This window comes from Kitasatospora sp. NPDC058115, from assembly GCF_042884635.1.
GTDB lineage: Bacteria > Actinomycetota > Actinomycetes > Streptomycetales > Streptomycetaceae > Kitasatospora.
On the sequence record NZ_JBHVTL010000029.1, the window covers coordinates 49,779 to 57,312 of the forward strand.

Annotated in this window: 5 protein-coding genes; 2 read left to right on the forward strand and 3 right to left on the reverse strand. The window is 74.4% G+C overall.

Going from position 1 to position 7,534, the window contains the following annotated elements; translation table 11 throughout:
* Positions 1-127: 127 nt before the first annotated feature.
* A complete protein-coding gene (locus ACFVVL_RS28020; RefSeq protein ID WP_387680020.1) occupies positions 128-2,206 on the reverse strand; it encodes a prolyl oligopeptidase family serine peptidase in 2,079 nt (692 codons plus the stop codon).
* A gap of 92 nt (positions 2,207-2,298) precedes the next feature.
* Here ACFVVL_RS28020 and ACFVVL_RS28025 point away from each other — a divergent pair, with 92 nt between their 5' ends.
* The gene (locus ACFVVL_RS28025; protein ID WP_387680023.1) at positions 2,299-3,468 is read left to right on the forward strand and encodes an aminotransferase class V-fold PLP-dependent enzyme; all 1,170 of its coding nucleotides are present in this window, start codon (positions 2,299-2,301) and stop codon (positions 3,466-3,468) included.
* Positions 3,469-3,527: 59 nt separating this feature from the next.
* On the opposite strand, the gene ACFVVL_RS28030 is transcribed toward ACFVVL_RS28025, so the two are convergent.
* Both ACFVVL_RS28030 and ACFVVL_RS28035 read right to left on the reverse strand, forming a co-directional pair.
* Complete coding sequence (locus ACFVVL_RS28030) at positions 3,528-3,860, reverse strand: ArsR/SmtB family transcription factor (protein WP_387680025.1); 333 nt, start codon at positions 3,858-3,860, stop codon at positions 3,528-3,530.
* A 43-nt stretch (positions 3,861-3,903) separates the two neighbouring features.
* Positions 3,904-4,278, reverse strand: coding sequence for a hypothetical protein (locus ACFVVL_RS28035; RefSeq protein ID WP_380294503.1), 375 nt, complete (start codon positions 4,276-4,278; stop codon positions 3,904-3,906).
* A gap of 263 nt (positions 4,279-4,541) precedes the next feature.
* Here ACFVVL_RS28035 and ACFVVL_RS28040 point away from each other — a divergent pair, with 263 nt between their 5' ends.
* Positions 4,542-7,415, forward strand: coding sequence for a DEAD/DEAH box helicase (locus ACFVVL_RS28040; protein WP_380294516.1), 2,874 nt, complete (start codon positions 4,542-4,544; stop codon positions 7,413-7,415).
* The last annotated feature ends 119 nt before the right edge of the window (positions 7,416-7,534 follow it).

The window sequence follows — 7,534 nt, forward strand, 5'->3', positions numbered from 1 at the left end:
CCCGGCCCCGTGACGCCAGTCGTCCCGGCCCCGTGACGACGCCGGACCCCCGTGCCCCGCAATGCCGGACGCCGCACGGCCCGGGTGGGGCCGTGCGGCGCTCGGAAGGTGGGGCGGGGCCGGCCGGTCAGCCCAGGGAGGCCCGCAGGAAGGCGAGTTCGGCCTGCGCCAACTGCTCGTTCACACCGCCCGGGGTCATGTGGGTGATCCCGGGCAGGGCCAGCAGGCTGTGCGGGCGGCCGGCCCTGGTGAGCGCCTGGGAGAGCAGCAGGGTGTGCGAGGGGTGCACGTTGTCGTCGGCCAGGCCGTGGATCAGCAGCAGCGGCCGGGTGAGTGACGGCGCGTCGTCCAGCAGGCAGTCGGCCGCGTAGCCCTCCGGGTTCGCCTGCGGCAGGTCGAGGTAGCGCTCGGTGTACGCGGTGTCGTAGAGCCGGAAGTCGGTGGGCGGGGCGCCCGCGCAGGCCGCGTGGAAGACGTCCGGGCGGCGCAGCACGGCCATCGCCGCGAAGTAGCCGCCGTAGGACCAGCCGCGCACGCCGACCCGGCCGAGGTCGAGGTCGGGGTGCGCGGCGCCGAGCGCGAGCAGCGCGTCCACCTGGTCGTCCAGTGCCACCTGGGACATCCGGCGGAAGATGGTCCGGGTGAAGGCGGGGGAGACGAACGGGGTGCCGCCGTTGTCGACGGTGACCACCGCGAAGCCCTGGTCGGCCCACCACTGCTTGAGCTGCCAGCGGCGCGGCTCGTTGGCCACCGCCTGGTAGCCGGGGCCGCCGTAGACGTCGAGCAGCACGGGCAGCCGGCGGCCGGGCACGTGTCCGCGCGGGTAGACCACGGCGCTCGGCAGGGCGCGCTCGGTGACCCGGGCCAGCTGCGGGCGGACCCGGTGGGGCAGCGCGGCCGAGCGGTCCGCCAGGGCGGTGACGCCCTGCGGGGTGAGGGCCTCGCGGCGCACGCCGTCCGGGCCGGCCGAGGTGAGCAGCAGGGTCTCGCCGGCGGCCAGGGCGCTGTGCACGCCGGGGCCCTCGGAGATCCGCTCGGGCGCGCCGCCGTCCGGGTCGACCAGGTGGACGTGCTGGTCGAACGGGTCCCCCTCGCCGGTCTCGCAGAGCAGCTTCCCGCGCAGCCGACCGACCACCCGGCGGATCTGCAGAGCGGTGGTGTCCAGCGGCTTGCCGTCCAGCGCCAGGCCGCGGGCCTCGGGGGTGTCGAGCACGGTGAGCAGCCGGCCGTCGTCCAGCCGGGCGGGGGTGCCGGGCAGGTCGTCGACCCAGAACGCGTCGGTGGTGCGGGAGAGTTCGGTGGTGGTGCCGGTGGCCGGGTCGGCGCTCAGCAGCAGGACGTTCTGCTGCAGCCGGTCGGCGACGGTGAGCAGCAGCTCCTCGTCGCCGGCCCACTCGGCGGCGCACAGGTAGGGGAAGGCGGCGGTGTCCCAGGCGAGTTCGACCCGCGTGCCGTCCAGGCCGAGCACCCAGAGCCGGACCTCGGCGTTGGGGCCGCCGGCCTGCGGGTAGGCGAACTGCTCGGGGGCCTGCTCGGGGTGGGCCGGGTCGGCGAAGTGGCGCGGCGGGAGGGCGGACTCGTCCACCCGGGCGGCCAGCACGGCGCCGCCGTCCGGGCGCCACCAGTGGCCGCGGTGGCGGCCCAGCTCCTCGGCGGCGGCGAACTCGGCGACGCCCCAGCGGGCGCCGTCGTCCGGGCTGAGCCGCTGGCGGCCGGGGACGTCGGCGGAGGCGACGTACAGGGCGTCGTCGGCGACGTAGGCGACGAGTTCGCCGGTCGCGTTGGGGCGGGGGTCGAAGGCCGGGCCGGCGGTGGGGATCTCGGTGCTGCGGCCGGTGGCGGTCTCGGTGCGGAAGAGCCGGCCGTCCAGGGCGAAGACGGCGACGGCGAGGTCGGGGGTGGCGGCGTAGGTGCCGATGCCGGCGGCGGTGAGCCGGCTCCGCTCCCGCAGCCGGCGTTCGACGGCGGGCAGGGCGTCGGTCGCGCCGGTGCGGCCGGGGGCGAGCGCGGTGGGGTCGGCGACCTCGCGCTCCTCGCCGGTGGCGAGGTCGAGGAGGTGCAGGTGGTCGAACGCGTCCTCGGGGCCGCTGGAGCGGAGCAGCAGCAGGCGGGTACCGTCCTGGTGGAGCGAGATCGCTCGCGGGGCACCGAAGCCGAAGCGGCCGGTCCGGGCGCTGAGGGAGAGGTAGGAGTCGGTGATGGTCACCGCCCGATGGTCGCCGCGGGAACGGCTCGCCGACCAGTGGAACGACATGTGAAATGTCACACATCACGTGATCCAGGTAACAGGAGGAGCGCATGACCGAGGCCCCGCGGACCGCCGGACCGCCCGAGCCGCTGGCCGGCACCGAGACGCTGTTCTCGCTGGACCCGGCGGTGGTCCACCTCAACCACGGCTCCTTCGGGGCCGTCCCCGTCCCCGTCCAGCAGCTCCAGCGGCGGCTGCACGAGGAGCAGGAGGCCGACCCCGACGGCTTCTTCGCCGACCTGCCCGCCCGCGTCGCCGGCGCCCGGGCCCGGATCGCCGCCGCCCTCGGCACCGAGCCGGACCTGCTCGCCCTGGTGCCCAACGTGACCGACGCGATCGCCGTCACCCTGGCCAATGTGCCGCTCTCCGCCGGGGACCACGTGCTGGTCACCGACCACGGCTACGGCACGGTCACCGAGGCCGTCCGGCGGCGCGCCGAGGACGCCGGCGCCGAGCTGCGCACGGTGGCGCTGCCGCTGGACCTGCCCGACGGGGAGGCGGTGCGCGAGCGGGTGCTCGCCGCGGTCACCGACCGCACCGTGCTCGCCGTCCTGGACGGCATCACCTCGCCGACCGCCCGCCGGGTCGCCACCCCGGACCTGCTGCACGCCCTGCGCGGGCGCGGGGTGACCACCGTGGTGGACGCCGCGCACGAGCCCGGCATGCTGGCCGGGCCGGTCCCCGCGGAGGCCGACTTCTGGTTCGGCAACCTGCACAAGTGGGCCTTCGCCCCGAGGGCCACCGGCGTCCTGGTGGTCCGCCCGGAGTGGGCCGGCAAGATCCGCCCGCTGATCCTCTCCTGGGAGGACCACCAGGGCTACCCGGCCTCCGTGGAGTGGCGCGGCACCCTGGACTACACGCCCTACCTGGCCGCCCCGGCGGGTCTGGACCTGCTGGAGGCGTTCGGCCCGGGAGCGGTGCGCGCCCACAACGAGCGGCTCGCCGGGTACGGCGCCGCGCTGGTCGCCGAGCGGGTGGGGCTGGCGCCGCTGCCCGCCTCGGCGGGGCTGTCGATGCGCGCGCTGCGGCTGCCGCCCGGGGTCGCCGAGACGCTGCCGCAGGCGCAGGAGCTGATGGCCGCGATGTGGCGGCGGCACGCCGTGCGGACGGTGGCGCGCCCGTGGCCGGGCGGCGGGGTGCTGCGGGTGTGCGCGCAGCTGTACAACCGGGCGCCCGAGTACGAGGTGCTGGCGGCCGGGCTGGCCGGGCTGCTGGCGTAGCGGCCCGCGCGGCGCGGTCCGGCCCCCGTGGCCGGGGTCCGGCCGGCGCCGCCGCGGGCTCAGTCCGCGGCGGCGCGCAGCTCGGCGAGCAGCACGTGCTGGTCCGCGATGAGCCCGGTGAGGATCCGCCGCGCCGCCCGCAGCAGCTCGGCGACGTCCCCGCCGGCCAGCGCGTAGACCACCGTGCTGCCCTCGCGGGTGGCGGTGACGATGCCGGACCGGCGCAGCACCGCGAGCTGCTGCGAGAGGCGGGAGGGCTCGACCTCCAGCTCCGCCAGCAGGTCGCGCACGGGCGTCGGGCCGGCCTGCAGCAGCTCCAGGACCCGGATCCGGACGGGATGGCCGAGCATCCGGAAGAACTCGGCCTTGGCCTGGTACAGCACGACCGCCACGGCGTTCCCTCCCTGTTCCCCTCCCCGGGGGCGTCCCCGGCCGTCAGATCTCCAGCGCGGTCTCGATCCGCTTCAGCTGGTGGCGGGCCATCGCGAGGTTGGCGCGGGCGCGGTTGAGCGCGAGGAAGAGGAACAGCCCCCGGCCGCTCTGGGTGGTCAGCGGCCGGAGCAGGTGGTACTGGCTGGTCAGGCTGACCAGGATGTCCTCGATCTCGTTGTCGAGCAGGTTGAGGTGCTCCATCGCGCGCATCTTGGCCCGCACCACGTCGGTGTTCCCGGCGGCGGCGACATTGAGGTCCAGTTCGCCGCCGTCACCGAGGGTGCCGAGAGCCATCCCGCTGCTGTAGTCGACCAGGGCGACGCCGATCGCGCCCTCGATGGCCATGGCCTCCTTGAGCGAGGTCTCCAGGTTCGCCATCGTCCGCTCCTCCCGTGGGCCCGGTGGGGATCACCGGGGCGTGGCACCGAATGTAGGCAGGCCGCACGGCGTGTCACCACGGATGACCGGAGTCGTCCGAAGCCGGTCGTTTCGTGACCGCTTGAAGACATTTGCAACTATGGATGTGAGAGAGAAGCGATCCCTTGCCCGGAAAAAACGGTGCTATCGATGTCAGTCCCGCCGGGTAACCTCTCGCTGAGATGCGAGATCACACCACCGACCCCCGCGACCCCCGGACGGCGATGAACACCCCTGAGCGCGCGCCCCTCGACGGCCGGGAGCCCTCCGACGAGCGGGAGCTCAGCCCCGCGGAGGCCTTCGCCGCCTCCCGTCGCCGGGCCAAGGAACAGGCCACCGCCCTCCACGGCTTCCAACAGCTCTACGACTTCCCGCTGGACGACTTCCAGCTGGAGGCCTGCCGGGCGCTGGAGAACGGCGAAGGCGTCCTGGTCGCCGCGCCCACCGGCTCCGGCAAGACCATCGTCGGCGAGTTCGCCGTCCACCTCGCCCTCCAGGGCGGGCGCAAGTGCTTCTACACCACGCCGATCAAGGCGCTGTCGAACCAGAAGTACGGGGACCTCGTCAGGCGCTACGGCGCCGCCAAGGTCGGCCTGCTCACCGGCGACAACTCCGTCAACGGCGACGCCCCGGTCGTGGTGATGACCACCGAGGTGCTCCGCAACATGCTCTACGCGGGCTCCAGCACCCTCGACGGCCTCGGCTACGTGGTCATGGACGAGGTCCACTACCTCGCCGACCGCTTCCGCGGCGCCGTCTGGGAGGAGGTCATCATCCACCTCCCCGAGTCCGTCACCCTCGTCTCGCTCTCCGCGACCGTCTCCAACGCCGAGGAGTTCGGCGACTGGCTGGACACCGTCCGCGGCGGCACCCGCGTCATCGTCTCCGAGCACCGGCCCGTCCCGCTCTGGCAGCACGTGATGGCCGGCAACCGGATGTACGACCTGTTCGCCAGCCCCGACCGCGACGGCCGGCCCAAGGGCAGCCTCCGCAACCCCGGCAAGGCCGTCAACCCCGAACTGGTGCGCCTCGCCCGCAGCGAACTCGACCGCAACCCGCGCGACCGCTTCGGCCGCGGCCGGGGGCGCTCCATGCCCAACGGCCGCCCCGGCCGGGTCTGGACCCCGGGCCGCGTCGACGTCATCGACCGGCTCGACGCCGAGGGCCTGCTGCCCGCCATCACCTTCATCTTCAGCCGGGCCGGCTGCGAGGCCGCCGTCCAGCAGTGCCTCTCCTCCGGCCTGCGCCTCAACAAGGACGGCGACCGCGCCCGGGTCCGCGCCATCGTCGAGGAGCGCTGCGCCGACATCCCCGACGAGGACCTGCACGTCCTCGGCTACTTCGAGTGGCTGGACGGGCTGGAGCGCGGCATCGCCGCCCACCACGCCGGCATGCTGCCGCGGTTCAAGGAGGTCGTGGAGGAGCTGTTCGTGAAGGGCCTGGTCAAGGCCGTCTTCGCGACCGAGACCCTGGCCCTGGGCATCAACATGCCGGCGCGCTCCGTCGTCATGGAGAAGCTCGTCAAGTGGAACGGCGAGACCCACGCCGACATCACTCCCGGCGAGTACACCCAGCTCACCGGCCGGGCCGGGCGGCGCGGCATCGACATCGAGGGCCACGCCGTGGTGCTCTGGCAGCGCGGCCTCGACCCGGAGGCACTGGCCGGCCTCGCCGGCACCCGCACCTACCCGCTGAAGTCCTCGTTCCGGCCGTCCTACAACATGGCCGTCAACCTGGTCTCCCAGTTCGGCCGGCACCGCTCGCGCGAACTGCTGGAGACCTCCTTCGCGCAGTTCCAGGCCGACCGCTCGGTGGTCGGCATCGCCCGCCAGGTCCAGCGCAACGAGGAGGGCCTGGACGGCTACCGCGCGTCCATGACCTGCCACCTCGGCGACTTCGAGGAGTACATGGCGCTGCGCCGGCAGCTCAAGGACCGGGAGAACGAACTCGCCCGCGAGGGCAGCAGCCAGCGCCGCGCCGCCGCCGCCGAGTCCATCGAGCAGCTCAAGCCCGGCGACGTCATCCACGTGCCGACCGGCAAGTTCGCCGGCCTCGCACTCGTCCTCGACCCCGGCCTGCCGCCCGTCAACCGCTCCCCGCGCGGCGGCCCGCGCCACCCCGACTACCAGGACGGGCCGCGCCCGGTGGTGCTCACCGCCGAACGGCAGGTCAAGCGGCTCGCGATGATCGACTTCCCGCACCCCGTCGCCGCGATCGAGCGGGTGCGGATCCCCAAGTCCTTCAACCCGCGCAGCCCGCAGTCCCGCCGCGACCTCGCCTCCGCCCTGCGCACCAAGGCCGGCCACCTGGAGCCCGAGCGCTTCAGGCGCGGCCGCGCGGCCGCCGCCGACGACCCCGAGATCAGCCGGCTGCGCACCACGCTGCGCCAGCACCCCTGCCACGGCTGCGACCAGCGCGAGGACCACGCCCGCTGGTCCGAGCGCTACCACCGGCTGCACCGCGACACCGAGCTGCTGGAACGCAAGATGCGCTCCCGCACGCACACCATCGCCCGCACCTTCGACCGGGTCTGCGGGCTGCTCACCGACCTCGGCTACCTCAGCGGCGACACCGTCACCGACGACGGCAAGCGGCTCGGCCGGCTCTACGGCGAACTCGACCTGCTCGCCTCCGAGTGCATCCGCGAAGGCGTCTGGAGCGGCCTCGCCGCCGCCGAACTCGCCGCCTGCGCCTCCGCGCTGGTCTACGAGGCCCGCCAGTCCGACGACGCCACCGCCCCCCGGGTGCCCGAAGGCGCGGCGAAGGAGGCCCTCGGCCAGATGGTCCGCATCTGGGGCCACCTCGACGCCCTGGAGGAGCAGCACCGCATCAACACCGCCGAGGGCGTCGGCCAGCGCGAACCCGACCTCGGCTTCGCCTGGGCCGCCTACCGCTGGGCCCTCGGCCACTCCCTGGACTCCGTCCTGCGCGACGCCGACATGCCGGCCGGCGACTTCGTCCGCTGGACGAAGCAGCTGATCGACGTCCTCGGCCAGATCCAGGACGCCGCCGGCGAGGACGCCGACCTCCGCAAGACCGCCCGCAAGGCCGTCGACGGCCTGCGCCGCGGCATCATCGCCTACTCCTCCGTCAGCTGACCCACCCCGAGCCACCCGGCCGAGCGGACCGGCTGACTTCCCACTGGTGTCGGGCGCGCGTGGAGCAGGAAGTCGGCGGGTCCGACCTCCTGCTCCCGAGCCGCGGGATCGCGTGTGGC

Excerpts from the sequence above, each read along its gene's own strand:
- ACFVVL_RS28025 (WP_387680023.1), top strand. The coding sequence starts at position 2,299 with ATGACCGAGGCCCCGCGGACCGCCGGACCGCCCGAGCCGCTGGCCGGC.
- ACFVVL_RS28035 (WP_380294503.1), bottom strand. The coding sequence starts at position 4,278 with ATGGCGAACCTGGAGACCTCGCTCAAGGAGGCCATGGCCATCGAGGGC.
- ACFVVL_RS28040 (WP_380294516.1), top strand. The coding sequence starts at position 4,542 with ATGAACACCCCTGAGCGCGCGCCCCTCGACGGCCGGGAGCCCTCCGAC.